This window comes from Thioalkalivibrio sulfidiphilus HL-EbGr7 (assembly GCF_000021985.1).
GTDB lineage: Bacteria > Pseudomonadota > Gammaproteobacteria > Ectothiorhodospirales > Ectothiorhodospiraceae > Thioalkalivibrio_A > Thioalkalivibrio_A sulfidiphilus.
This window is the reverse complement of record NC_011901.1, coordinates 1,294,966-1,318,212: the sequence shown is the minus strand read 5'-3', so window position 1 is coordinate 1,318,212 and position 23,247 is coordinate 1,294,966. Positions and strand designations below refer to the sequence as shown.

Genomic DNA, 23,247 nt, shown 5'->3' with positions numbered 1-23,247 from the left:
CGGTGTCCGAATCCCTGGCAGCCAGCGACGAGACCCGGGCCCGGGACGCACTCACCCGGGCCGGACTCGCCCTGTACCGGGCGGGACTCAACCAGGAAGCGGAAGGCAATCTCAGCCTGCGCCTGGGCGAGGGTCTGCTCATCACCCCGTCCGGCCTTCCCTGGGAACGGCTCACGCCGCAGCGCCTGGTCCTACTGGATCGCGACAACCACGCCCGGGGCGGGCGCCCTTCCAGCGAATGGCCCCTGCACCGGGCGATCCTCGATGCGCGCCCCGAGGTCCATGCCGTGGTGCACACCCATTCCATGTTTGCCACCACCCTCGCCTGCCTGCGCCGGGACCTGCCGCCCTTCCACTACATGATCGCCCAGGCCGGCGGCCCGGACATCCGCTGCAGCCGCTACGCCACCTTCGGCAGCCAAGACCTGGCCGAGGCCGCCGTAGATGCACTGCAGGACCGCAAGGCGTGCCTGCTGGCCAGCCACGGCATGGTCACGGTGGGGAAAACCCTGGAGGAGGCGGTGAGCCTCGCACTCACCGTAGAGAAGCTCTGCGAACAGTACTGGCGCGCCTGCCAGCTGGGGGAACCGGTGCTGCTGAGCGATGCGGAGATGGACGAGGTGATGGCGCAATTCTCCGACTACGGCCCACAGTACGATGAAAAAGACCTAACGTAGATCGGGCTTCAGCCAGAAGCAGGTGCCAGTTCATGCACCTGATGTCGGGCTGAAGCCCGACCTGCGCACGTCAGCTCTTGCCTCTTGTATCTTGTCTCTGCGCCCTATATGAAATTGAACAGCGACAGGCGCTGCACCTGCACATAGCTCTGCTGGGCCGCCTGCAAGGCGGTCTGCTGCAGGTTGAAGCGGCTGATGGCCTCGGCGTAGTCCAGGTCCTCGATCTCCGACAGGGTGGTGCGCAGCTGCAGCAACACGTCCTCGTTGATATTGCGCTGATTCTCCACGGTCTTGAGCCGCGAACCGACACTGGCCCGGGTATCGAGGATATTTCCCAGCGCCTGGTCCAGGTTCACCAATGCACGGTTAACGGCGTTGTTCAGCCGGGCCCGGCTGGGGGTGTCGGTGACCGGAGCCTCCAGGGCCTCGGCCAACTGGCGGTAGGTGGCAAACAGATCCTGGTTTTCCGAGGGCGAGAGCGTGAACGAATCGCCATCGGCCGGAGTCCCCTGGATACGGGTCTCGATGCCGGCAAAGCGAATGGCCTCGCCCTCCACAAAGGGCGTGCTCACCGGGGGCAGCCCGCCGCCAGAAACCTCGTAGAACAGCTCTCCCCCGACTTCCGAAAAACTGATGGTGTATGTGTCCGCTTGCCATGCATTGAAATCAATGACACTGCCCGCATCGATCACACCACCACCGGTATTGCCCGGATCGTCCCTCACCACGAAGGTGCCGTTGCCCGTCGGGATATCCATGAACACGGCCTGGCCAGAATCACCAATGGCCAGTTGGCGCACGGGGCTGATCTGCAATCGGCGCTGCCCGTCGTCACCGTTGTAGAACACCTCGCCGCCCGCGCCCGGAGAAAATGGCTGAGTCAGAGAGGTCAATCCCGCGTAGATGTACTCGCCGTTGGCATCCCGGGTGTTGGACAGCTGCACAAGCTCGTCCAGGATCTGGCGAATCTCCCCGGCGATGTAGCGGCGGGTCTCGTTGGTCTGGGAACCGTTGTTGCCCTGCACGGCCAGTTCCCGCACCCGCTGCAGGCCCTCGCCCACGGAGGTCAGGATGGTCTCACTGAGCCTCAAGCGCTGCTCGACGATATTGCCATTGCGCTGGTACTGCTCGGTCTTCTCCACGGAACTGCGGAACTGCAAGGCCTGCACCGCGCCACTGGGATCATCAGAGGGCGAGAGGATTCGCTTCCCGGTACCCAGCTGCAGCTGGGTCCGGGCCAGGCCCTGCTGGTTGTCCTGGATGGCTCCGATGCCATTACGGAAGATCTGGGTCGTCGATACGCGCATGGCTAACGCCTCACGGCATTGATCAGGGTGTCGAACAGGGAGTTGGTCACCGAGATGACCTGTGCGGCCGCCTGGTAGGCCTGCTGATAGCGCAGCAGGTTGGCCGCCTCCTCGTCCAGGTTCACCCCGGAGATGGACTCCCGCTGGGCCCTGGCCTCGTCCAGCAGCTTGACCTGGGCGCGGGCGGCAATCTCGGCCTGTCGGGTGCGGGTGCCCACCTCCGCCACCAGGGTGTTGTAGGTGCCTTCGAGGGTGGCGGTACCGCCGACCATCATGCGTTGGTCCTGAAGCCCGGCCAGTGCCAGGGCGTTGCGGTTGTCGCCTACCCCGCCGATGTTCGGACCCACCTGGAATGCGTCACCGTCATCGGGCACCCCTTCGATGGTGAGCTCCCAGCCGTTGTGGTTGATGACGGTCACACCGGACGGGTCCAGGGGATAGGTGTCCCCGCCGATCTCGAACTGGGAGGCACCGGCATTGTAGGTCACCGTGACCGGCGTGAGATCCAGGGCGTCACGATCCACGGCAATCACCGAGCGCACGATCGCAGGCCCCGTGTTGTCCCCGTCCGGGCTGGCACGCACGGGCGAGGCCGCGGCGACCATGCGCGGGTCGCTGATCACGGTATCGATCTGGTTGGCACCACCTCGGGTGGGCCGAATGAGGAAGGTGTCACCGGTGGCAGCACCCGCGATGCCCGAGGTGTCGATACTGAGCCCCTCGATCAGCAGCGTGCCACCGGGTGCGACCGCACCCAGCAGCTGACCACCCGGCTCCCGGCGCAGCTGCCAGTCCGCGCCGTCGAAACGCAGGCGATAGTCGCTCAGTGTGAGCGCCGAGTAGTCCTGGATCTCCACCTGGAGATCACCGGTGGCGGCATTGCTCGCGCCGGCGATGGCCTCTGGCGCGGGGACACGGAAGAAGGCCTCGCCGAGCTGACCGTTGAGATCCTGCCCCAGGACATGTTGATCATTGAAAGCCTGGGCCAGGCCGATGGCGGTGCGTCCCAGGGAGTTCTGCGCCACGTCCAGGACCGAGGTGCGCAGGTCCAGCAGTGCACCGAGCCGGCCACCGGTCATGTAGGAGGTGATGTCCACCGTGGCGCCGGGGCTCACATAGCCGACCTGCATCTGGGCCGGGTCCGGACCCAGGCCATCGGCGACCAGCACCGTGGGCCGGTTGCCCAGCACCAGGTTCTGGCCATTGCCGATGAAGACATTGAGGGCGCCGTCGTCCTGCTCGATGGTGTTCACGGACACCAGCTCGGAGAGTTGCAGCACCAGCCGGTCACGCTGGTCCAGGAGGTCGTTGGGCGGCGCCCCGCCACCCCGGCCCAGGGCGGAGACGATGTCCTCGTTCAGATCGGCAATGGCTTCAGCCAGGCTGTTGATCTCCGCCACCGTGGTCTGGATCTGGCCATTGACCAGATTGCGCTGCTCCTCCAGGCGCTGATTGAGGAAGCTGAAGCGATCCACCAGGGATTCCGCCTCGGAGATCAGCACCTGCCGGGCAGCATTGGAGGTCGGGTCGTTGGCCACGTCCTGCACGGCGGCAAAGAACTGCTGAAGACCCGGTGCCAGACCCGAGTCGGGATCTGCCAACAGATTGTCCACCCGGCGGGCAAAATCGTAATAGAGGGCATACTGCTCGCTCGCGGAGGTGCTGTTGCGCAGCTGGGTCTCCACGAACTGGTCGAAGATTCGATTCACTCCCGACACCTGTACGCCGCTGCCAAAGTAGCCATTGCCGGCGAACTGCGGGATCTGGGTGCTGAGATCGATGCGCTGGCGGCTGTAACCCTCGGTGGCGGAGTTGGCGATGTTGTTGCCGGTGACACCGAGCGCCCGCTGGAAGGCCAGCAGGCCGGACACGCCGATACCCAGGACGCCGCTACTCATGACGGCACCCCGGAACATAGGCAAAATTGCTGGTGATGTGACGCATGCGCTTGGTCCTCATGTCAGCTTATCGGCGCCTGATCCGAATTCTTTAGGGCGACTACGGCCTGCAGGCTGCCGCGTCCCAGGATGTCCAGGATCTTGTCCGCGTAGGCGGGATCGGTGGCGTAGCCGGCCGCCTGCAGGCCCCGCAGGTAGCCTTCCGCCTCGGGCACCCGCGCCAGGGCCTCCCGGTAGCGGGGATTGCCGGTGATGAACGCCACGTAGTCATCGAAGCTCTGTCCGGGATGCTCATAGGCGCGGAAGGCGGCGCGCTGACGCTCAGGCACCCCGCCCACGTACTCCAGGGTCTGTACGTGGGCCCGGGGGCCGTCCCAGCGATTGTCCGCCTTGATGCCGAACAGGTTGAAGCTGTTGCTGCCATCGGCATTGGGGATCATGTGGCGGCCCCACCCCGTCTCCAGGGCCGACTGGGCCAGCAGCACCTCGGGGGCCACGCCCAGGGCCTGTCCGGCCCGCTCGGCATGGGGCCAGAGATCCCGGATGAAGGCCTCGGGGGACTCGGGACGCCAGTCGCGGGGCAGGCCCGAGGCATCATCGGCGGCAGCGGGCGCCGCAGCCGATGCCGGCGCCTCGACCCTGGACTGCGGCCAGGGATTCTCCGGACGCTGGTAGACCGGCAGGCGGTGGACCGGCATGGGCAGTTCCCCATCACCGCTGCTCGCCAACGGTGCTTCCGGGTTCAACTGGCGCAGCAGGGATTCGCGCAGGCCGATGCCCTCGCCCCGGGACATCTCCAGGGCGATCTGCTGGTCGAACATCCCCTGGTAGAACTTCACCTGGTCACCGTCCATGCCGCTGTCCACGGGCATGGCATCACGCATGCTTTTCAGCATCATCTGGATGAACAGCGCCTCGAACTGCCGCGCGGCCGCCTCCGCCGCCTCCGGGCTCTCCTCCCGCGCCAGGCGGCGCAGGTCGGAGAACCCCTGGAAGTCGGTGTAGGTGTAGGCCTTGGAGAGGTCGGTGTTCATCCGTTACGGCGATTCAAGATTCAAGATTCAAGATTCAAGATTCAAAGTAAAACCTAGATGACGATCAGCTGGGCACGCAGGGCGCCGGCCTGGCGCAGGGCCTCGAGGATCGCCACCAGGTCACCGGGGGCGGCGCCCACCTGGTTCACGGCGCGCACGATCTCGTCCAGGGTCACGCCGGGGCCGAACAGGAACATGGGATTGACCTGCTCGGTGACCTCGATGTCAGTGCGCGGCGTGACCACCGTCTCGCCGGCCGCGAGCGGGGCCGGCTGGGAAACATCGAAGGACTCGGTGATGGTCACGGTGAGGCTGCCGTGGGTCACGGCGGCGGGCATCACCTGCACGTTGCTGCCGATCACCACGGTGCCGGTGCGGGAGTTGACGATCACCTTGGCGGCCGGCGCGCCGGGACGCACGGTGAGGTTCTCGAGCATGGAGACGAAGGCCACCCGCTGGCCCGGGTCGATGGGCGCGCTCACCCGCACCGAGGAACCGTCGACGGCCCGTGCGGTGCCCGGGCCCATGGTGTCGTTGATCACGTCGGAGAGGCGGTTGGCGGTGGTGAAATCGGGCTGGTGCAGGTTCAGCATCACGCTGTCGCCCTGGGCGAAGGCGGTGGGCACCTCGCGCTCCACGGACGCGCCGTTGGGGATGCGGCCCACGCTGGGCACGTTCACGCTGATGCGCGAACCGTCGCGCCCCTCGGCGCCGAAGCCGCCCACCACCAGGTTGCCCTGGGCGATGGCATAGGTCTGTCCGTCGGCCCCCTTGAGCGGGGTCATGAGCAGGCTGCCGCCGCGCAGGCTGGAGGCATTGCCGATGGAGGACACGGTCACGTCGATCATCTGGCCCGGCTTGGCGAAGGGCGGCAGGTCGGCATGGATCATCACCGCCGCGACGTTGCGCAGCTGCGGGTTCACGTTGGGCGGCACGGTGACGCCCAGCTGACCCAGCATGTTCTTCAGGGACTGCACGGTGAACGGCGCCTGGGTGGTCTGGTCACCGCTGCCGTCCAGGCCCACCACCAGGCCATAGCCCACCAGCTGGTTGCTGCGCACACCGGCCACCGAGGCCAGGTCCTTGACCCGCTCGTAGGCCTTGGCCGGCGCGGTGAACTGGGGCGCGATCACCAGGGCCAGGCACAGGGCCATCAGCCAGCCGGAACACAGTGCCTTTTCAAGTGACTTGATCATGCTTGCAGGCTCCTCAGAAGGGCCACACGGGACTGTTGAAGAAGCGGGTCAGCCAGCCGGGGGAATTGCTGTCGGCCAGGGTGCCGCTGCCGCCATAGGCCACCTGGGCATTGGCGATCTGGGTGGAGAGGATGGTGTTGTCGGCACGCACGTCCACGGGACGCACGATGCCGCGCAGGCGGATGAACTCCTGGCCCTGGTTGATGCGGATCCACTTCTCCCCCTGCACCACGAGGTTTCCGTTGGGCAGGACCTCGGCCACCATCACGGTGATGGAGCCATCCAGCTGATTGCTCTGGGCGCTGTCCCCCGCGCCGTCGAAGGAACGGGAGCCCTCGATGCTGGTGCTCAGTTCGGGGATCGTGCGATTGAGCACGGTGGGGGTCGGCATGTTGACGCTGGATTCCTTGCTGGTGCTGGTGTTCGCGGACTTGCGCGCCTGGGTGCGTTCGGCCAGCCGGACCGTGAGGATGTCGCCCACGCGGCGGGCCTTGTAGTCCTCGAACAGGCCGGTGCCGTAGCTGGCCTGGAAGATGGCGCCGTTGTTGTATTCCGCCGGCACGGGCATGGGCGGATTCACCGCGGAAAATTCCGGACTGTCGCCGGGCTTCACGCCGTTGACGCTGGCGCAGCCGCCCAGCACCAGGCCGGCCAGCAGCACCAGGGAGACGGAACGCATCGACTTGAGGCTCTGGCTGTTCATGGCGTGTTATCGACCCAGGTTGTTGTTGACGTACTGGAGCATCTGGTCAGCGGTGGAGATGGCCTTGGAATTCATCTCGTAGGCCCGCTGGGTCTCGATCATGTTCACCAGCTCCTCCACGGTGTTCACGTTGGAACTTTCCAGGAATCCCTGCAGCAGGCGGCCACGACCATCCAGGCCCGGGTTGCCCGCCTGGGGCGCGCCACTCGCCGCGGTCTCGATGAACAGGTTCTGACCGATGGGCTGCAGGCCCGCCGGGTTGATGAAGTCCGCCAGCTGCAGGTTGCCCACCACGATGGGCGCCACGTTGCCGGCCACCGTGGCGCTGACGGTGCCGTCCTCGGCCACGGTCACGCTCAGGGCACCCTCGGGGATGACGATGCCCGGATCCACCTCGTAGCCGCCGGAGGTGACCAGCTGGCCATCGCTGTTCAGCTGGAAGCTGCCATCACGGGTGTAGGCGATGTTGCCGTCGGGCATCAGGATCTGGAAAAAGCCGCGCCCCTCGATGGCCATGTCCAGGGCGTTCTCGGTCTGCGTGACGTTGCCCTGGGTGAACATCTTCTCCGTGGCCACGGTGCGCACACCGGTGCCGAGCATCAGGCCGGAAGGCAGTTCCGTGTCCTGGGCGGCCTGGGCACCCGCCTGGCGTACCGTCTGGTAGATCAGGTCCTGAAACACCGCGCGACCCTTCTTGAAGCCGGTGGTGTTGACGTTGGCCAGGTTGTTGGAGATCACGGACATGCGCGTCTGCTGCGCGTCCAGTCCGGTCTTGGCGATCCACAGGGCCTTGTTCATGGCGTTACCTCAATGATGTTCTTCAAGTCAGACGCAACAGGGATGCGGAGGCCGCGTCGTTGTCCTCGGCGGTCTTCATCATCTTCACCTGCATCTCGAAGTGGCGTGCCAGGTCGATCATGTTGACCATGGCCTCCACGGTGTTCACGTTGCTGGATTCCAGCATGCCCCGCACCAGGGTCACGCCCGCATCGGGCGGCTGCTCCACGCCCAGCTGGTGGCGGATCAGGCCGTCCTCGCCACGCACCAGTTCATCGGGATTGGGGTTGACCAGCTTGATGCGGTCCACCTCCGCCAGCACGTTGGCACCCTGCCCCAGGGGCCGGATGCTGATGGTGCCGTCGCTGCCGATCTCGAAGGTCTCGAAGGGCGGCACAGCGATGGGACCGCCTTCACCCAGCACCGGCAGACCGGTGCCCGTGGTGAGCAGGCCCACCGAGTCCACGCGCAGGTCACCGGCGCGGGTATAGGCCTCGGTGCCATCCGGGGCCTGCACCGCGATCCAGCCGTTGCCCTGCACCGCCACGTCCAGGTCACGCCCCGTGGCCTGCAACGGACCGGGGCTCAGATCCACCTTCATGTCCTGGGTCAGGGCATAGGTGCGCGTGCCGTGACCGGGTCCCACCACCTGCTTGCTGGTGAACACGTCCAGGGACGCCTTGAACCCGGTGGTGTTGGCATTGGCCAGGTTCTGGGTGTTGCGTGCCTGGGTGAGCGCCGTTTCCTTGGCGCCTGACATGGCGACGTAGAGCATGCGGTCCATCAGCGGTTACCTCTGTCGGCCCTGGCGTTAGCGGATGTTGATGATGGTCTGGGTCACCGCGTCAGCGGTGGTGATCACCTGGGCATTGGCCTGGAAGTTGCGCTGTGCGGTGATCAGCTTCACCAGCTGCTCGGCGATGTCCACATTGGAGCTTTCCAGGCCACCGGCCTGGATCAGGCCGAAGTTGCCGGTATCCGCCTCACCCAGGATCACATCGCCGGCGGCAAAGGACTCACCCCAGGCGTTGTCGCCCAGCTGCTGCAGACCCTGTGGGTTGGCGAAGTTGGCCAGGGCCACGCGGCCCAGGGCCTGTGACTGCCCGTTGGTGAAGCGTGCGAACACCACACCGGTGGGATCGATGTCGATGCTGTTCAGACGGCCGGTGGTGAATCCGTTCTGACTCAGGCTGGTGACATTGAAGGCACCGCCATACTGGGTGGCATTGGCCAGATCAAAGTCGATATTGAGATCGTCCGCGCCATTGGTCAGGGCATAGGTGCCGAAATTCAGAGGCGTCGTGGTTGTGGCCGTATTGAGCGTGCCATCGCTGTTGAATTCCAGCGGCAGCGGTCCACCAGCCAGATTCCCATCAATGGCCAGATAACTGTCCCATTGCAGCGTGTCGGTATTGCGGAAATACAGCGATGCGGTGTGCGCCTGGCCCAGGGTGTCGTAGACGGTCAGCGAGGTCGAATAGTGGAAACTGCTGGGATCCGCCACATCAAAAGCGATCGCCGGATCGATGGGCTCTACGACGGAACTCAGATTCAGGCGCACGTTCACATCGGTGGTCGCACTGGGTGGCGCCTCGGACAGGGACAGTTGCAAATCAGCCAGGGAACCCGTGTTGAACTGGGTGCCTTCGGCATTCTGCGGCGTGTAGACCTGCAGGCGCTGGCCCTGGGTATTGACCACGTAGCCCTCGCGATTGACCTGGAATGCCCCGGCGCGGCTGTAGACCTGGGTGCCGCTGTCATTGAGCACGAAAAAGCCCTGGCCGTTCATGGCCAGGTCCAGGTTGTTGCCCGTGAACTCGATGTTGCCCTGGCTGAATTGCTGGGTCACGGCAGAGAGGCGCACGCCTGTGCCAATGGCCGTCTGGCTGATACCGCCATAGGACAGGGCAAACACATCGGCGAACTCGGCGCGGGACTGCTTGAAGCCCGTGGTGCCGGAGTTGGCGATGTTGTTACCCGTGACACGCAGATCCGCGGAGGCCGCGTTCAAACCACTCAATGCAGTACGAAATGGCATGGTCTGTCTCCTGTGAACTCGACGCCCGGCCTCAGCCGATCTGTCTCACCTTGTTGAAATTCACTTCACCCATCCCCTCCACCTGGAGAAGCAGGGCACCGTTGTTGTTGCCCAGGCTCACGCTCTCGACCCGAGCAGAGAGATGCATGTCCAGGGCCTCAGTGCCGCGCCCATCACTGGCCAGACCTGCAAATTCGTAGATACCCGGGGCCAGCAGCGTGCCGGTCTCGTCCCGGCCATCCCAGTGGAACTCGCGCAGCCCGGCCTCCTGGATACCCATGGGGATTCGCCGCACCAGCTGGCCGGCCTGGTTGTAGACACCGATGACCACCTCGGCCGAGGCCGGCACCTGCACCGCCCCCCGCATGCCCTCGGCCGGATCCATGATGATCATGTCGCCCGGGACGGTGACATGACGGTCCACCAGGGCCGCGGCCTGCAGGGCCTGGCCCGAGGCGATGCTCTGGCTGAAGCGGTTGAAGGATTTCTGCAGGTCCTCGATGCCGGAGACCGTACCGAACTGCGCCAGCTGGCCCAGGAACTCGCCGCTCTCCATGGGCTTGAAGGGATCCTGGTTCTCCAGCTGGGTGATCATGAGCCTGAGAAAATCACTCTGGCCCAGGCGATCATCACCCTTCGTGTTGGCGGTCTCGTGGGAGGTGAGTCCCAGCTTGTTCATGATGTCTGCACTGATGGCGCTGGCGCTGTTCATCTCAGGCCTCCTGTTACGACTGACCCAGCTGCAGGGTGCGCAGCAGGAGCTGTTTGGTGGTATTCATCACTTCCACGTTGTTCTGGTAGGAACGTGACGCGGAGATCATGTTGGCCATCTCCTCCACCACGCTGACGTTGGGCTTGAAGATGTAGCCCTGCTCGTTGGCAAGCGGGTGGTTGGGCGCATATTCGGCCACCGGCTCCGCCTGGCTCTCCAGCACATTGACCACCCGCACCGGCGTTGCGGAGCCGCTCTGGCCCGCCGCCTGCAGCACCGAGGCAAACACCGGATGCTTGGCCCGGTAGGCCCCCTCCGGGGTCTGGCTGGCCACCTGGGCGTTGGCCATGTTGCTGGCGATGGCGTTGAGGCGCACGGACTGGGCGCTGAGCGCCGAGCCGGAGACATCAAAGATCTTGAACAGGTTGCTCATGGGCTATCACTCCCCCTTGAGCGCGGTGCGCAGACCGCGGAATCGGCTGTTGAGGAAATCCAGGCTCGCCTGGTACTGCACGGCATTCTCCGAGAACGCCGCCTGCTCCAGCTGCGCGTCCACGGTGTTGCCATCCAGGGAGGGCTGGTTGGGTATGCGGTAGAGCGGCTCGCCGCCCACGCCACCGCCCTGCACGGACAGATGGCTCGCGTGGGTGCGCATCAGACCCACGCCCCCGCCCTGGGCCTGACTCAGGGCGGCACGGAAGTCGATGTCCCGCGCCTTGTAGTTGGGGGTATCGGCGTTGGCCAGGTTGGAGGCCAGGAGTTCCAGGCGCCGGGAGCGCAACTGCAGCGCATCGGCGTGGATACCCAGGGCCTTGTCGAAGGACAGTGACATGCCTGCTTCACCTCGTGAGTCTTGTCTGCACGAAAGCAATGCAACAGGCATGCCATGATTTAATCTGTATTTATTTCAATGAGTTATTGGATAGACAGCGGGATGTGACGACTTGATGGCGGCAACAATCCGCCACGGCAGCGGGGCTCAGGCCTGGAAGGACGGGATTTTGACGCCCGGATCCGGGCATCCCGGATCAGCGTTTGCGGTACACCACGCCGGGGTTGCAGCGCACCATCTCGAAGGCGTCGGAATAGTTGGCCATGGACTCGGAAGCCCCCAGGAACAGATAGCCGCCGGGGTTGAGGATCTGGGCGATGCGCTTGAGGATGTCGCGCTTGGATTCCGCCGAGAAATAGATCAGCACGTTGCGGCAGAACACCACGTCGAACTTGCCCAGCAGGGTATAGCTGTCGAGCAGATTGAACTCGCGAAAGCTCGCCCGGGCACGGATCTCCGGGCGCAGCTGCCAGCGGTTGTCCTGCTGCACGAAGAAGCGGTCGCGCCGCTCCTGGGACAGGCCGCGGCCCACGGACAGGCTGTCGTAGGTGGCCTCGCGGGCATCACGCACGATGGCCGTGGAGATGTCGGTACCCACGATCTGCACGTTCTTCAGCACCCCCGGACGGGCCTGCTGGAATTCGCTCACGATCATGCTGATGGAGTAGGCCTCCTGACCGCTGGAGCAGGCCGCCGACCAGATCTTCACCGGGTTGACGCCTTTCTTGCCCAGCTCCGGAAAGATGGTGTCCTTGAGGATGTCGAAGGGGAAGACGTCGCGAAACCAGTAGGTCTCGTTGGTGGTCATGGCCTCGATGACCCGCTCGCGCAACCCGGGCCGGGATCCGGTCTTGAGCAGGCGCAGCAGTTCGCTCACCGAACCCACGGAAAACTCACCCATCAGCCGGGACAGTCGGCTGGTCACCAGGTAATGCTTGTTGTCGCCGAGCACCAGGCCGCAGCTCTTTTCCAGGAACAGACGGAAGTCCTCGTAGTCCTGGGGCTGGATGGCAGTGGATGACAAGGGGTCGCTCTCCTGGTTTGTGCCGGTTGCGGGCACTGGCAGTATAACGGTCACGGGCCGGTCATGGGCACACTTGCCGGGGCGGCAAGATCTTGCCGCCCCGGCAATCGACGGGGGTACATCTCGGCCGCCACGGTGCCTCAGGAATCGGCGCTGCCCTTGATGTGTTCAAGCACGGCAGCGGCCAGTTCATCGGGATTGAACTTGGGCAAAAACCGGTTGGCGCCAGCGCGCTGCACCATGGCGGCATTGAAGGACCCGCTCAGTGAGGAATGCAGGATCACGTGCAACCCGGCCAGCTCCGGTACCTTGCGCAGTTCCGAGGTCAGGGTGTAGCCGTCCATCTCCGGCATCTCAATGTCGGAGAGCAGCAGGGCGATCTGGTCGTCGATGGAACCGGTCACCGCGGTCAGTTCCTTGAGGGTGTCCAGGGCCTCCCGGCCGTCCTTGACGATGATGCTCTCTACCCCGATCTCGTCGAGAGAACGCTTGATCTGTTTGCGGGCCACCGAGGAGTCATCGGCCACCAGTACCCGGCGCACACGCCCGGAGGCCTCCTGGCCGGCCTGGGCGATCTCGGCGGAGACGCCCTTGGCGGGTCCGGTGACCAGTTCGAGCACCTTCTCCACGTCGACGATCTCCACCAGCTTGTTGTCCACGTTGGTGACCGCGGTCAGGTAGCTGCCCTTTTCCGTGCCCTTGGGGGGCGGCCGGATGGCATCCCAGTTGAGATTGACGATGCGGTCCACCGCGGACACCAGGAAGCCCTGCACCGTGCGGTTGAACTCGGTCATGATGACGAAGGTGCCCTCGGTCTTGGGCAGCGGGGCCTTACCGATGGCCTTGGCCATGTCGATCAGCGGTACCGTGCTGCCCCGGATGTGGGCGATGCCCGCCACCACCGGGTGGGAGTCCGGCATGCGCTTGAGGGGCGGACAGGGAATGACCTCGCGGACCTTGAAGACATTGATGCCGAACAGCTGCTTGTCACCCAGGTGAAACATGAGCAGTTCGAGGCGGTTCTGCCCCACCAGCTGGGTACGACGGTTGACTTCATCAAGCACACCGGTCATGGAACTCTCCCGAGGTTGGCGCAAGGGTGCGGCGCTTTTCTTGTCCATTATGGACAACTCTATCGGCCTTGCGCAGATTTCCTTGAGCGGGACCATGGCATGCCTCTTGCAAGCTCACTGCCATGATGTGCTATACCGTCAACAACTCGACACTCAGTGACCGGCCCGGGCCAGGACCCACGGGCGGACCTCGCTCAAAGACACGCAGGGTCTCGGCCGCGGGCGTGTTGCTGTGCCTCACGGCGTGGCTGATCAGTACACCCGCGCTGGCCCACGAACCCCACGAACGCATCCTAGACACGGCCACCCGCTACATGGCTGAGCAGGCCCGCGCGGCCCACGGTGAGGCCTTCGAGGTCACGGTCTCGCCGGGCCGCCTCGATCCCCGCCTGCGCCTGCGCGCCTGCGAGCAGGGCCTGGAACCCTTCACCTCCCCGGGTGCCCGCCTGGCGGGCAACAGCACCGTGGGCATCCGCTGCCTGGGCCCGGTGACCTGGTCCCTGTACGTCCCCGTGCATGTGGCGGTCCATGGCGAGGTGGTGGTCCTGGGCCATCCCCTGCCCCGGGGCATGCAGCTGGAGGCCCAGCATCTGCGCCTGGAACGCCATGACGTCGGCGCCCTGCCCGGCGGCTACCTCAACGACCTGGAACTGGCCCGGGACATGGTCTTGCGCCGTGCCCTGCCCGCCGGTACCGTGCTCACGCCCCAGATGGTAGAGCCCCCCCGGCTGGTGCGCCGGGGTCAGCGGGTCACCCTGCTGGCCGAAGGCAGCGCCGTGAACGTGCGGGTGGAAGGCGAGGCCCTGGCCGACGGCAGCCGGGGCGAACGGGTCCAGGTGCGCAACCTCTCCTCCCGTCGGGTGGTCGAAGGGGTCGTGCTCTCCCACGGTGTCGTGGGTGTTAGAATGTGACCCAATACCGTAATCCAGGCCTCAAGAATCCCCTGTTGCTGCCGATAATGTGTTCAACAGGGAACAGCCCCAGGGCCAGAGGATTCAACAATGTCCATTGATATCAAAAACTTGAGTCAGACACAGGCCCGCGCCACCGGCGATGGCCGCGCCGTGTCCGACAGCCGCGGCTCCCGCGGTGGTGAGGCCGGGGGCAGCACCTCCTCGCGCAGCAGCGACGACCAGGTGACCCTGACCGACACCGCTCGTCGGCTCAGCGACCTGACCCAGACCGCCAGCGCCCAGCCCGCCGTGGACAGCCAGCGGGTGGCCGAGATCCGCCAGGCCATCGCCGACGGCAGCTACCAGGTGAACGCCGAGCGGGTGGCCGACAAGCTCATGCAGACCGAGGACCTTCTCTGACGCCATGCACGCCAGCGCCCAGAGACTCGACACACTGCTCAACCAGGCCGTCCGCGAGGCCTGCCTGCTGGAATCCGCCCTGGAACGTGAGAGCAATGCCCTGGCAGAGCGCGATCTTCAGGCCCTGAACCAGGCGGTGGCCGAGAAGCAGCAACTGGTCGTGTCCCTGGAACGCCTCACCCGCGAGCAGACCCAGCTGATGCGTACCGCCGGCTTCGACGCCGACGCCGCCGGCATGGCCGCCTGCCTGCGCGCCTGGGACGAACAAGGTCTCATGTCGCCCCTCTGGGACCGTCTGCAGACGGTCATGGGCCGCTGCAAGCGGCTCAACCAGATCAACGGCGGCGTGGTGGAAACCCAGCGCCAGCAGGTGGACCAGGCGATCCACATCCTGCGCGGCGAAGATCCCCGCACGGAACTCTACGGCCCCTCCGGCCATACCGTCACCGGCGACGCCTCCCGGCACATCTCCAAGGCCTGACAAGCGGTCCATCAACGGACCGGCCTTCCGTGTTACATTGGCCCCGGGCTGGCAGCGCGACACCTCGCAGCTGCCGTAATAACCAAGACAAACAACAGAGGCGGCCCCAGCGCAGGGCTCCCGATCCAGCATGAACGAAACCCCGGCAGTGCCGCCCTCCCCCGAGGTTGAGGGCAGCCTCAACGAGCAGATCAGCCACCGGCGGCGCATCCTCGCGGTGCTCGATGCCATGAAGGACGGCCGTGCCCTGCTGAGCGCGCGCATCGAGAACCAGCGCGGTTACTTCAACACCACCCTGCTCAAGATCGACGCCGAGAAGGGCTACGTCTTCCTGGACGAACTGGCGCCGGCCGACGGCCATGAAAAGATCGCCGTGGGTCAGACCCTGCACCTGTACGGCTTCTACAACAACCTCCCCGCCCACTTCGCCATCGAGGTGATCCACGTGGGCGAGCACGAAGGCATCGCCTTCTATGCGGGTCCACTGCCCAAGCTCATCCACTATCAGCAGAAACGCGCCCATTTCCGCGCCTACGTGGGGCTGGGCAAGGAACTGAAGGTGCGTCTGCGCAAGGGCGACGGAGCCCAGATCAGCGGACGTCTGCAGGACATCTCCCTGGGCGGCTTCGGGGCCCTGATGCCCGCCGACAGCGTCTTCGAGGATCTCGAGATCGTCGAGGTGGAAGCCCTGGAGCTGCCGGATCACCACGCCATCGCCTGCAGTGCCGAGATCCGTCACAGCCACCCCACCCAGGGCCGGGTGCACATCGGCGCGCGCTTCACCCAGCTCGCACCCCAGGCCGAACGGCAACTGCTGCAGGCGATCGTGGAACTGGAACGGGAACAGCTGCGCAAGCAGTCCCGGGACTGAAAACCATCATGGGCCTGATCCAGCGCATCCGGGACAGACGCTGGCTCAGGTATGCCGCCACCGCCCTGGATGAGGGCCGCGCCTCCATCGGCACCGACCTGGGCCTGTCCACCGCGTGGCCCGCCCGGTGCTCGGGCGCTGTACGACCGACTCCCTGGCAACAGGGCATAGCCGCCAGCCGAAGCACCTACGGCATAACTTTCATTCCCGGCAGATGCAAGGTGAAGGTGGTGTAGCCGCCCTCGCAGATCGCGTCGATATGTCCGCCGTGGGCCTCGACGATGGAGCGGGTGATGGCCAGACCCAGACCCGCCCCCTCGCCCTGCCCGGCGCGCTCGTCGTCGATCCTGTGGAAACGCTCGAACAGCCTGGGGATGCGCTCCGCAGGGATGGCGGGGCCCGGGTTGCACACCGCCAGGCGCGCCTCCTGGTCCGTCTCCTCGATGTGAATCTCCACCACGCCGCCGGGCGCCGTGTGGCGCAGGGCATTGGAGAGCAGATTGGACACCGCGCGACGCAGCATGAGCCGGTCGCCCCTGACCCGCGCCTGCCCCACCACACACAGGCCCACGCCCCGCTCCTCCGCCAGGGCCTCGTAGAACTCCAGCAGTGCCTGCGCCTCCTCGGCCAGTTCCACCGGCTCCGCGACCCGGGGCAGGCGACCCTCATCCGCCTTGGCCAGGAACAGCATGTCGCCGATCATGCGTGACATGCGCTCGAACTCCTCCAGGTTCGAGTGCAGCACCTCGCGATAGGCCTCCGCGCTGCGCGTACGGGACAGGGCCACCTCGGTCTCGGTCATGAGATTGGACACCGGGGTGCGCAGCTCATGGGCGATGTCCGCGGAGTAATCGGACAGGCGCTGGAAGGCCGCCTCCAGGCGATCCAGCATGCCGTTGAAGGCCTCGGCCAGTTCGCGCACCTCCGCCGGGGCATCGCCGGCGGGGATGCGCTCGCCGAGCTGCTCGGCGGACAGGCGCCGGGCGGTGGTCGTGACCCGGGCCAGGGGCGCGAGGCCCTGGCGCGCCGCCAGCCAGCCCAGCAAGGCGGCCAGGGCCGCCGCCAGGGTCACCCCGAGCCAGAGGCTCAGCCGCACCTGATTCAGAAAATGCTCGTGGTGGCTGATGTCCAGGGCCACTGCCGCATGCACCGGCAGGGGAACCGCCAGGGGCAGCTGGAAGGCCCCCTCGCGCCCGATGTAGCGCCGTCCCTCGCGGGTCCAGCCCTGTCCCGCCACGGGGGCCGCACCGGTCAACTGGGCCGGTTCGAAGGCGGAGAGATTCGCACCGAAGATCACCACCCCCTCGTGGTCGCGCAGCAGCACGCCGACGTTGTCGTGTCCGGCCAGGGCATCGCGCAGCCGCTGCGGCAGGCTGTCCAGGGCGGTCTCGCTGTCAGTGCGGGCCACCAGCTGGCCGATCACCGTGAGCTTGGCGGTGAGGTCGTGCTCGTCCAGTTCGTCGAAGTGGCGATCCACCGCGTGGCTCAGCAGCATCCCCAGCGCCAGCAGCAGCACGGCGGCCACCAGGGCGAACAACAGCGCCAGACGGGTGGTGAGGGACAGGCGGCGACGGGCGCTCCCGAGGCCAAGATCGCTCACTGTCTTATGGCTCACGGTGCCTCCGGCGCCTCGAGCACGTAGCCCATGCCGCGCACCGTTCGGATCAGCTTGGGCTCGAAGGGCTCATCCACCTTGGCGCGCAGGCGACGCACCGCCACCTCGATCACGTTGGTGTCGCTGTCGAAGTTCATGTCCCATACCTGGGAGGCGATCAGCGAGCGGGGCAGCACCTCCCCCTGGCGACGCACCAGCAGTTCCAGCAGAGCGAACTCCTTGGCGGTCAGATCGATGCGTGTGCCGCCCCGGGTGACCCGGCGGCGCAGCAGGTCGATCTCCAGATCGGCGGCCTTGAGGGTCTCCGGTTCCTTGCTCTTGCCCCGGCGCAGCAGGCTGCGCACCCGGGCCAGCAGTTCCGAGAAGGCGAAGGGTTTGACCAGGTAGTCGTCGGCCCCCAACTCCAGGCCACGCACCCGGTCCTCCACCGCGTCCCGGGCGGTGAGGAACAGCACCGGCATCTCCCGGCCCGACAGGCGCACCGCCTGCAGCAGGGCCCAGCCATCCATGCGCGGCAGCATCACGTCCAGGATCAGCAGGTCGTAGTCCCCGGTGGTGGCCAGGTGCAGGCCGTCCAGGCCATCCCGGGCAAGATCCACCACAAACCCCGCCTCGCTCAGACCCTGGCGCAGGTATTCGCCGGTCTTGGGTTCGTCCTCCACGATGAGAATCTTCACGCTGTCATTCCAATTACATGTGACCTGAACGCCATTCTGCCACCGGGTGCAGCCCCTCCGGGCAAAGATTACGCAGATGTAATTTCAGGGTCAGGTTGTTGACCAATTCCGTCAGGCATGATGCCGAGCATCGCGCCCCTGCCAGGACAGGGTCTGCGCACACCACCCCTCAAGCACAAGGAGCCAGGCATGTCCCTCGGGCACTCGATCAGACTCATCGGCGCATTCGGCATCACCCTCCTCCTGTTCACCACCTCCCCTCTCTGGGCACACGCGCAGCAGGAAGGCACGTATCCGGAGCACGCCTCCACCATCGAGGGCTCCCCCGGGAAGATTGCCGTGTGGTTTGACCACGCCATGCGCCTCACCCTCTTCGAGGTCAGCGGCCCCCATGGGCGTGTGGAGCTGAATTCCCGTCCGGGACGCGAGGCGCTCACCCGTTTCGAGACCGCCCCGGCCGGCCCCCTCGTCCCGGGCGAGTACACGGTGAAGTGGCGCGGCCTGGCCGAGGATGGTCATGTCATGTTCGATGAGTTTTATTTCACGGTGCGCTAGCCCGCATATCTCACCGGGATCGCGGGAGCAGGCGAAGGATTCGCGTTCGTAGGCGCCGCTCTGGAGCGAAACCCATAGCCGTAGCTATGGGTTGAGTGAAGAGCAAGCCTACGAACGCGAAGACGAGCCTGAACCGCGATAGGACACTGGCGGGAACAGACTGTCATGCTGAGGTTGCCGACCATTTCAATGTATTCCATTTGCGTTTCAGGCTGTTACGTGCCCGCCGGTGTCCGACCGGTGGGATATGCGGGCTAGTGGTCGGCATGGATGCCTGGACCCTGGTCATGGTGCTGGTGGCCGCCGGTTTCTATACCAGCAGCCTGCTGGCGGTCGGGACCGCCTTGTTCAAGCTCGGCTTCCTCGACCTGCCGGCCCGCCAGATCGCGGCCCTGAACCGCATCGCCCTGGTGTCCCTGTGGACCGCCATCACCCTGGCGCTGCTGCAGTGGCCGCTGCAGGCCGGCTTCCTGGGCGGCGGCACCCTCGATGCCGCCCTGGACCCCATGCTGCTCGGGATCGTGTTCGACAGCGCCCAGGGCAACCGCACCCTGCTGGCGGTGGCCGGACTGCTGCTGCTTCACGCCCTGCTGCTGCGGCGTCGCGCCTGGCAGTACCTGGCCCTGCCGGGCGGCGTGCTGGTGCTGCTCGCCTTCGTGCAGGTGGGACACACCCAGCAGGAACCCCGCTGGCTGCTGGGCGGCCTGCTGCTGGTCCATCTGGCCACCGCCAGCTTCTGGATCGGCGCGCTGATCCCCCTCTACCGGGTGGCCGGAAACCCGGCCTACGAGGCACAACCCACGGGCCTGCTCACCCGCTTCGGCCGACTGGCGACCACAGCAGTGGCCCTGCTGCTGCTGGCCGGCGTGGCCATGGCCTGGCTGCTGGCGGGCGGGCTCTTCCCCCTGTTCACCACCGCCTACGGGCAGATCCTGTTGGCCAAGATCGCCCTGGTGACCCTGCTGCTCGGCCTGGCGGCCCTGAACAAGCTGCGCCTGGTACCGGCCTATGAGCGGGGTGACATGCGTGCCCCCGGGCGTCTGCGCCGCAGCATCCTGCTGGAGGGGCTGCTGGTGTCGGGGGTGTTTCTGTTGACCGCGCTGCTGACCACCACCAGTTCGCCCGGCGGCTGATGCTGACAGATTTGTCATCCCTCTATCAGCCGCAGGTCAGGAATGGCGAGGCATGATCACCACGGGTCGAGCGGTCAGGAACCGCAGGCCCCCGGACGATCCACGCAGGATCGATCGGTTTACACGAGCATGAGGAGGCACAGACCGATGCGAACACGCACGCTCCACCTGCTGCTGGCGGCGGGACTGTTCCCTGCCCTGGCGGCAGCCACACCGGCGGCCTACGATCCCGCCACGCCGGTGCCGCCGCCCGCCTACAGCGCCCTGCCCGCGACCCTGCCCGGGGCGACCATGGGCGAGGAGGACTGGCGTCAGAGCAATGACACCGTGGGCGCCTTTACCCGTGGGCACATGGACGTGTTGCGCTGGGAAGCGGACACGCTGCCCGCCGCCGAACCGGTCTCCCCGCCGTCGGGCGAGCCCCTCACCCCCGCCGAGGCGTTGCGCATGGCCCTGGGCAAGCGCCCGGACCTGTTCGCCACCGAGACCATGGGCGCCCTGGAGCGGGCCGAGGCGGACATCGCCGTGATCGAGTTCTCCCGCGAGGTGCACCGGGCCTGGATCCAGGCCGTGGCCGCCGAGCAGGGCCTGCGCCGCACCGAGCAGGCCTTCGAGGCCACCGACCTGAGCAACGAACTGGCGGTCCGCATGACCCGGGTGGGCAACTGGGGCCAGGACCGGCTGCTGAAGCAGCAACTGGCCCTGTCCGACGCGGCCATCCAGCTGGCGCAGGCCCGCCAGGCCGCCGCCAGCGCCCGGGAGGCGCTGATCCGCACGCTCGGTCTGTGGGGCGATGCCACCGCCCTGCACCTGCCGGACACCCTGCCGGCGCTGCCGGAAAGCCCCCTGGAGGCCGACGCCCTGGAGACCCTGGCCCTTGAAAGACACCCGCGACTGGCCCTGGCGGCCAGGGACGCCGAGTGGGCCCGGCGCGGTCTGTCCGCCGCCAGCCTGGAGACCTGGCAGGCGGCGGCCCGGGAGGCCCTGTCCGTGACACTGCCCGAGGACGCCGGCAGCGACGACCCCATGGGACAGCTCATCACCCGTGCCCCGTTGCTGGAGCAGCGGCGCCTGCCCGCCCGCCACGAGACCGGTGAGGCACTGCGCGCCCGGGCCGAGGCCCATGCCCTGGCCGTGCGCATCCGCTCCCAGGTGCGCGAGGCCTACCACCAGTACCGGGTGGCCTACGACATCGCCCGGCTGGCCGGGGAGAACGCGCGCCTGAGCGAGGCGATCCAGGAGGAGACCCTGCTGCAGTACAACGGCATGCTCAAGAGCACCTGGGACCTGCTGGCCAGCGCCCGGGACCGGGTGGAGCGCAGCGACGCCGCCCTGCAGGCCCTGCGCGACTTCTGGCTGGCCCACGCCAACCTGCAGGCCGTGCTCGCCGGTGCGGACTACGCCGGAGCGGACGGCTCCAGTCTCGGCGCGGCATCCAATTCCAAGGCAGCAGGAGGTCACTGAGCCATGAATCGACGCGAATTTCTCGCCAGCGCCGCATTCGGCGCAGTGTCCGCCACCGCCGTGAGCAAGGTGGCCCTGGCCGCACTGCCCGAGCCCATGATCGTCACCTCCCCGGAGACGGCACCGCCCCGCATGCCGGATACCGGTCGCCCCTACAACCCGGTGGTCACCCTCAACGGCTGGACCGCCCCCTGGCGCATTAATCAGGGCGTCAAGGAATTCCACCTGGTGGCCGAGCCGGTAGAGCGGGAGATCGCCCCGGGCATGATCGCGCGCCTGTGGGGCTACAACGGCCAGAGCCCAGGCCCCACCATCGAGGTGGTGGAAGGCGACCGGGTGCGCCTGTTCGTCACCAACCGCCTGCCCGAGCCCACCACTATCCACTGGCACGGCCAGCGCCTGCCCAATGGCATGGACGGCGTGGCGGGGCTCAACCAGAAACACATCCCGGTGGGCAAGACCTTCGTGTACGAATTCGTCGCGCGCCGCCCCGGCACCTTCATGTACCACCCCCACTTCGACGAGATGGTACAGATGGCCATGGGCATGATGGGCTTCTGGGTCACCCACCCGCGCAATCGCCACCCGGCCATCAGCGAGGTGGACCGGGACTTCTGCTTCCTGCTCAACGCCTACGACATCGATCCCGGCAGCGTCACGCCGAAGATCAACGAGATGCTCGACTTCAACCTGTGGACCTTCAACAGCCGCGCCTTCCCCGGCATCGACTCCATGAACGTGCGCCTCGGTGACCGGGTACGCATCCGCATGGGCAACCTGACCATGACCAACCACCCCATCCACATCCATGGCCACGAGTTCGAGGTCACCGGCACCGACGGCGGCCCGGTGCCGCCCGGCGCCCGCTGGCCCGAAGTCACCACGGACATCGCCGTGGGCCAGATGCGCCAGGTGGAATTCATCGCCGACTCCGAGGGTGACTGGGCCTTCCACTGCCACAAGAGCCACCACGCCATGAATCCCATGGGCCACGACGTGCCAACCATGATCGGTGTCGACCACCGCGGCCTGGTGGGGCGCATCCAGAACCTGGTGCCCGACTACATGCTCATGGGCGAGCGGGGCATGGGCGACATGAAGGACATGACCATGATGCTCCCCGAGGAGACCCTGCCCATGATGGCCGGGCACGGCCCGCATGGTGCCATCGGCATGGGCGGCATGTTCACCAGCTTCAAGGTGCGCCGCGACCAGAAGCCGGGCGACTACTCCGACCCGGGCTGGTACGAACAGCCCCCCGGCACCCAGGCCTACGAGTGGACCGGCGAACTGCCCGAGCCCGCGCGCTTCGCCTCGGAACGGCTCAACCGCGGCGAGGTGCCGGACCTCAACCGCACCGCCCTGGAACTGCAGGTGCGCAGGCCCACGGGCGGCGGGCACAACCATTGATCCAGACACACCCCGCCGGACCACCGGCACACGATACGGAGAAAAACAGGATGAAAACCCTGCTGAAGATGACGACCACCGCCTTGATGTTCGGCCTGATGGCCCTGGGCCCTGCCCAGGCAGGCAACCACGGTCATGCCCACACACACGATCACGGCCCTGCCGAGCCCGCAGCCGCCTCCGGTGAACTGCCCCAGGTTGAGGCCGAGGTACGCCGGGTGAACACCCGCGCCAACACCGTCTCCCTGCGCCACGGCCCGATCCCCAACCTGGACATGCCCGCCATGACCATGACCTTCAAGGTGAGCGACCCGGCTCAACTGGAAGGCCTGAAGCCCGGTGACAAGGTGAACGTGACCATCGACCGGGTGGACGGCGAGTACACGCTGATGAGCATGGAGCCTGCGCAATAAGGCCGGTGATCGTGGGTTCGAATCCAGCTTCCCAAGGATACAAA

At 66.3% G+C, this 23,247-nt stretch carries 26 protein-coding genes; 11 read left to right on the top strand and 15 right to left on the bottom strand.

What is annotated here, in order from left to right:
• Nucleotides 1-2: 2 nt before the first annotated feature.
• The gene (locus TGR7_RS06145; protein WP_012637797.1) at nucleotides 3-677 is read left to right on the top strand and encodes a class II aldolase/adducin family protein; all 675 of its coding nucleotides are present in this window, start codon (nucleotides 3-5) and stop codon (nucleotides 675-677) included.
• 104 nt (nucleotides 678-781) lie between these two features.
• Here the strand turns inward: TGR7_RS06145 and flgL are convergent, their stop codons facing one another.
• The 13 genes from flgL to TGR7_RS06080 all read right to left on the bottom strand — a co-directional run bounded on the left by flgL (nucleotide 782) and on the right by TGR7_RS06080 (nucleotide 13,271).
• Nucleotides 782-1,984, bottom strand: coding sequence for a flagellar hook-associated protein FlgL (gene flgL / locus TGR7_RS06140; protein WP_012637796.1), 1,203 nt, complete (start codon nucleotides 1,982-1,984; stop codon nucleotides 782-784).
• Between the two features lie 2 nt (nucleotides 1,985-1,986).
• The gene (gene flgK, locus TGR7_RS06135) at nucleotides 1,987-3,882 is read right to left on the bottom strand and encodes a flagellar hook-associated protein FlgK (protein WP_041442639.1); all 1,896 of its coding nucleotides are present in this window, start codon (nucleotides 3,880-3,882) and stop codon (nucleotides 1,987-1,989) included.
• 62 nt (nucleotides 3,883-3,944) lie between these two features.
• Nucleotides 3,945-4,916, bottom strand: coding sequence for a flagellar assembly peptidoglycan hydrolase FlgJ (flgJ, locus tag TGR7_RS06130; protein ID WP_012637794.1), 972 nt, complete (start codon nucleotides 4,914-4,916; stop codon nucleotides 3,945-3,947).
• Between the two features lie 53 nt (nucleotides 4,917-4,969).
• Complete coding sequence (locus TGR7_RS06125; RefSeq protein WP_187148430.1) at nucleotides 4,970-6,070, bottom strand: flagellar basal body P-ring protein FlgI; 1,101 nt, start codon at nucleotides 6,068-6,070, stop codon at nucleotides 4,970-4,972.
• 55 nt (nucleotides 6,071-6,125) lie between these two features.
• Nucleotides 6,126-6,815 carry a flagellar basal body L-ring protein FlgH gene (gene flgH / locus TGR7_RS06120; protein ID WP_012637792.1) on the bottom strand — a complete coding sequence of 230 codons (690 nt, stop codon included), beginning with the start codon at nucleotides 6,813-6,815 and terminating at the stop codon, nucleotides 6,126-6,128.
• A gap of 6 nt (nucleotides 6,816-6,821) precedes the next feature.
• Nucleotides 6,822-7,613, bottom strand: a complete 792-nt coding sequence (gene flgG / locus TGR7_RS06115; protein ID WP_012637791.1) for a flagellar basal-body rod protein FlgG — start codon at nucleotides 7,611-7,613, stop codon at nucleotides 6,822-6,824.
• 22 nt (nucleotides 7,614-7,635) lie between these two features.
• Nucleotides 7,636-8,376 (bottom strand): flagellar basal-body rod protein FlgF, encoded by a 741-nt coding sequence (gene flgF / locus TGR7_RS06110; protein WP_012637790.1) that lies wholly within the window; start codon nucleotides 8,374-8,376, stop codon nucleotides 7,636-7,638.
• Nucleotides 8,377-8,403: 27 nt separating this feature from the next.
• On the bottom strand, nucleotides 8,404-9,630 hold the full coding sequence (flgE, locus tag TGR7_RS06105; RefSeq protein WP_012637789.1) for a flagellar hook protein FlgE: 1,227 nt from the start codon (nucleotides 9,628-9,630) through the stop codon (nucleotides 8,404-8,406).
• Between the two features lie 31 nt (nucleotides 9,631-9,661).
• The gene (locus TGR7_RS06100; protein ID WP_012637788.1) at nucleotides 9,662-10,342 is read right to left on the bottom strand and encodes a flagellar hook assembly protein FlgD; all 681 of its coding nucleotides are present in this window, start codon (nucleotides 10,340-10,342) and stop codon (nucleotides 9,662-9,664) included.
• A gap of 13 nt (nucleotides 10,343-10,355) precedes the next feature.
• A complete protein-coding gene (flgC, locus tag TGR7_RS06095) occupies nucleotides 10,356-10,775 on the bottom strand; it encodes a flagellar basal body rod protein FlgC (RefSeq protein ID WP_012637787.1) in 420 nt (139 codons plus the stop codon).
• Between the two features lie 6 nt (nucleotides 10,776-10,781).
• Nucleotides 10,782-11,174 carry a flagellar basal body rod protein FlgB gene (gene flgB, locus TGR7_RS06090; RefSeq protein ID WP_012637786.1) on the bottom strand — a complete coding sequence of 131 codons (393 nt, stop codon included), beginning with the start codon at nucleotides 11,172-11,174 and terminating at the stop codon, nucleotides 10,782-10,784.
• 196 nt (nucleotides 11,175-11,370) lie between these two features.
• The gene (locus TGR7_RS06085; protein WP_012637785.1) at nucleotides 11,371-12,198 is read right to left on the bottom strand and encodes a CheR family methyltransferase; all 828 of its coding nucleotides are present in this window, start codon (nucleotides 12,196-12,198) and stop codon (nucleotides 11,371-11,373) included.
• Between the two features lie 140 nt (nucleotides 12,199-12,338).
• Entirely contained in the window at nucleotides 12,339-13,271 is a 933-nt protein-coding gene (locus tag TGR7_RS06080; RefSeq protein ID WP_012637784.1) for a chemotaxis protein, read from the bottom strand.
• Nucleotides 13,272-13,495: 224 nt separating this feature from the next.
• On the opposite strand from TGR7_RS06080, the gene flgA reads away from it, so the two are divergent.
• The 5 genes from flgA (at nucleotide 13,496) to TGR7_RS17430 (ending at nucleotide 16,172) form a co-directional block, all read left to right on the top strand.
• The gene (gene flgA / locus TGR7_RS06075; protein WP_041441108.1) at nucleotides 13,496-14,182 is read left to right on the top strand and encodes a flagellar basal body P-ring formation chaperone FlgA; all 687 of its coding nucleotides are present in this window, start codon (nucleotides 13,496-13,498) and stop codon (nucleotides 14,180-14,182) included.
• Nucleotides 14,183-14,293: 111 nt separating this feature from the next.
• Nucleotides 14,294-14,584: a flagellar biosynthesis anti-sigma factor FlgM gene (gene flgM, locus TGR7_RS06070; RefSeq protein ID WP_245523034.1), complete on the top strand. Its 291-nt coding sequence runs from the start codon at nucleotides 14,294-14,296 to the stop codon at nucleotides 14,582-14,584.
• Nucleotides 14,585-14,588: 4 nt separating this feature from the next.
• Nucleotides 14,589-15,065: a flagella synthesis protein FlgN gene (locus TGR7_RS06065; protein ID WP_012637781.1), complete on the top strand. Its 477-nt coding sequence runs from the start codon at nucleotides 14,589-14,591 to the stop codon at nucleotides 15,063-15,065.
• Nucleotides 15,066-15,195: 130 nt separating this feature from the next.
• Nucleotides 15,196-15,936 carry a flagellar brake protein gene (locus TGR7_RS06060; RefSeq protein ID WP_012637780.1) on the top strand — a complete coding sequence of 247 codons (741 nt, stop codon included), beginning with the start codon at nucleotides 15,196-15,198 and terminating at the stop codon, nucleotides 15,934-15,936.
• Between the two features lie 8 nt (nucleotides 15,937-15,944).
• Complete coding sequence (locus TGR7_RS17430; protein ID WP_012637779.1) at nucleotides 15,945-16,172, top strand: hypothetical protein; 228 nt, start codon at nucleotides 15,945-15,947, stop codon at nucleotides 16,170-16,172.
• Here TGR7_RS17430 and TGR7_RS06055 read toward each other — a convergent pair.
• Both TGR7_RS06055 and TGR7_RS06050 read right to left on the bottom strand, forming a co-directional pair.
• Nucleotides 16,124-17,551, bottom strand: a complete 1,428-nt coding sequence (locus TGR7_RS06055; protein ID WP_012637778.1) for a heavy metal sensor histidine kinase — start codon at nucleotides 17,549-17,551, stop codon at nucleotides 16,124-16,126. The two genes, TGR7_RS17430 and TGR7_RS06055, sit on opposite strands and share 49 nt — an antisense overlap.
• Entirely contained in the window at nucleotides 17,548-18,228 is a 681-nt protein-coding gene (locus tag TGR7_RS06050) for a heavy metal response regulator transcription factor (RefSeq protein ID WP_012637777.1), read from the bottom strand. Before TGR7_RS06050 ends, TGR7_RS06055 begins: the two co-directional genes overlap by 4 nt.
• A 189-nt stretch (nucleotides 18,229-18,417) precedes the next feature.
• On the opposite strand from TGR7_RS06050, the gene TGR7_RS06045 reads away from it, so the two are divergent.
• From TGR7_RS06045 to TGR7_RS06025, 5 genes are all read left to right on the top strand, one after another.
• The gene (locus TGR7_RS06045) at nucleotides 18,418-18,783 is read left to right on the top strand and encodes a copper resistance CopC family protein (protein ID WP_012637776.1); all 366 of its coding nucleotides are present in this window, start codon (nucleotides 18,418-18,420) and stop codon (nucleotides 18,781-18,783) included.
• A 266-nt stretch (nucleotides 18,784-19,049) separates the two neighbouring features.
• Nucleotides 19,050-19,916 (top strand): CopD family protein, encoded by an 867-nt coding sequence (locus tag TGR7_RS06040; protein ID WP_012637775.1) that lies wholly within the window; start codon nucleotides 19,050-19,052, stop codon nucleotides 19,914-19,916.
• A 147-nt stretch (nucleotides 19,917-20,063) separates the two neighbouring features.
• Nucleotides 20,064-21,380 (top strand): TolC family protein, encoded by a 1,317-nt coding sequence (locus TGR7_RS06035; protein ID WP_012637774.1) that lies wholly within the window; start codon nucleotides 20,064-20,066, stop codon nucleotides 21,378-21,380.
• A gap of 3 nt (nucleotides 21,381-21,383) precedes the next feature.
• Nucleotides 21,384-22,790, top strand: a complete 1,407-nt coding sequence (locus tag TGR7_RS06030) for a multicopper oxidase family protein (RefSeq protein WP_012637773.1) — start codon at nucleotides 21,384-21,386, stop codon at nucleotides 22,788-22,790.
• Between the two features lie 50 nt (nucleotides 22,791-22,840).
• A complete protein-coding gene (locus TGR7_RS06025) occupies nucleotides 22,841-23,203 on the top strand; it encodes a copper-binding protein (protein WP_012637772.1) in 363 nt (120 codons plus the stop codon).
• The last annotated feature ends 44 nt before the right edge of the window (nucleotides 23,204-23,247 follow it).